General features: G+C 68.6%; 1 protein-coding gene and 1 pseudogene. Both read left to right on the forward strand.

Going from position 1 to position 1,923, the window contains the following annotated elements; translation table 11 throughout:
• On the forward strand, positions 1-1,274 hold a 1,274-nt coding region (locus tag ACMO6A_RS06550; RefSeq protein ID WP_418470947.1), incomplete at its 5' end, for a DUF92 domain-containing protein.
• Positions 1,275-1,627: 353 nt separating this feature from the next.
• Positions 1,628-1,923, forward strand: a pseudogene (locus tag ACMO6A_RS06555) (hypothetical protein); the annotation flags it as partial.

The raw sequence follows: 1,923 nt of genomic DNA on the forward strand, positions 1-1,923 counted from the left end.
AGGACACGCCGGGCACGGTGTACTACGCGGTGTCGCTGACGGCGCTCGCGCTGTTCTCGTTCGGTATCGGCACGCCGTACGTGGGCGCGCTCGGCTTCTTCTGTATGGCGTTCGGCGACGGGTTCGCAGCTGTGCTGGGCAAGCGGTTCGGACGACGCGTGCTGGTGGGATGCTGCGGGAAGACGCTGGTGGGAAGCGCGACCATGCTGGCGGTGAGCTTCGCTTCCTGCGCCGTCGTGCTGATGGCGCCGCCGCCTTTCGGTGCGGGCGGCATCCTGGGCGCGCCGGGCGGCGCGTTCGCCCCGCTGGGCTCGCTCGCGGCGTCGCTTCTGGCCGCGGCCCTGCTGGCCGCGGTCGCCGCTGCCATCGAGGCGTTCTCGGTGGAGGGGCTCGACAACCTGTTCGTGCCGCTGGGCGTGTCGGCGCTGTACGCGGTGCTGTTCCTGCCCGCAGCCGCCTACACGCCCGCGCTCGCGGGATTGCTGCTGTCGGGCGCGGTGGCGCTCGCGTCGTTTCGGCTGCGGCTGCTCACCGTGGCCGGCGGCCTCGGCGCCGTGGCGGTGGGCACGCTCGCGTTCGCTATCGGCGGGTGGCCGCTGTGGCTGCTGCTCATGTGGTTCTTCGGCAGCTCGAACGTCGCGTCGAAGCTGATGGCGCTTTCGGCGGTCAAGCGGAACGGCGGGGCGACCGCTTCGCGTAAGCACAGCGGCCCGCGTGCGTTGCGGCAGGTGCTGGCGAACAGCGTGCCGTTCCTCGCGTGCGCGCTGGCGTATACGGCGACGGGGGAGCCGTGGCTGCTGCTTCTGGCGTCCGGCGCTCTGGCGGCCAGCACGGCCGACACGTGGGCGTCGGAGGTGGGCGTGTACAGCCGCCGGCCGCCGGTGAACATCCTCACGCGCGAGCCCATGCAGCGCGGGCTTTCGGGCGGCGTGAGCCCGTTGGGTCTCGCGGCCACCGTGGTGGGAGCCGTAACCTCGGCGTTTCTGGCCATGCTGCTGTTCCATGCGTTCGGCTACGCGATTCCCACCGGGCCCGACGCGTTCTTCTTCATCATCGCGTGCGGCGTCGTGGGCTCGCTCGTGGACAGCGTGCTGGGCGTGGTCATGCAAGCGAAGTACCGCTGTCCGAACGACGCTGAGGGAGGGCTTGTGGAAACGCCGCCGTGCGGGGCCCAGGCCGCGCTCGTGTCCGGCTACGCCTGGGTCACGAACGATGCCGTCAACCTCATGAGCGGCATCGCCGTCGTGCTGCTCGGCCTGCTCGTAGTGGTGTAGGCGGGCGCTGGCGGTCCGAGGGCGGGTGGATTTCGTCGGGTGGCTTCCGACGATCTGGGCGCGAAACGGCACCCATGACGATGTGCGAGCGCATTCGGCGGCGGCATCGCTTCGATGACGCGCAAAGGCCCAGGTGGTGAAAATCTCCCGGATGCTTCGTCGTCCGTTTGCCTCCTCGAGATTGTCATGGGTGCCGTTTCGCGCCCGGGAGTTCGGCGCGGGATGGTTGGACGTTCTGTGGCTTGCCGGTAACGGTTGGATGGAGTGCGCACGAGCTTCATAATCCTCGGGTATGTTCAGGAAGAGAGGGCCGGCGCAGGGCCGGCGTGAGAACGACGCGAGGAGGATAGGCGATGGCGCAGGAGGCGAACAGCAGAAAGGGAAAGTTGGGCGGGCTTTTCGACGACCTTTCGATAGCCCAGGTCGTTGCGGGTGCGCTTGCTGCGGTTACGTCCATGCTGCTAGCCTCGCAAATCGGAATCTACGGTTCGGCGATCGGCGTGGGCGTGGGCTCGGTGGTGTCGGCCGTGGCATCGCAGCTGTACAAGAAGTTCCTGCAGCGCTCAGCCGACAAGCTCAAGGAGATCCATCCGGGCGAGACGCTGGCGATGGGCTCGAAGGGTTCGGCGGGATCGAAGGACGGCGCGAG

The organism is Eggerthella sp. (assembly GCF_048329335.1).
Classification (GTDB): domain Bacteria; phylum Actinomycetota; class Coriobacteriia; order Coriobacteriales; family Eggerthellaceae; genus Eggerthella; species Eggerthella lenta.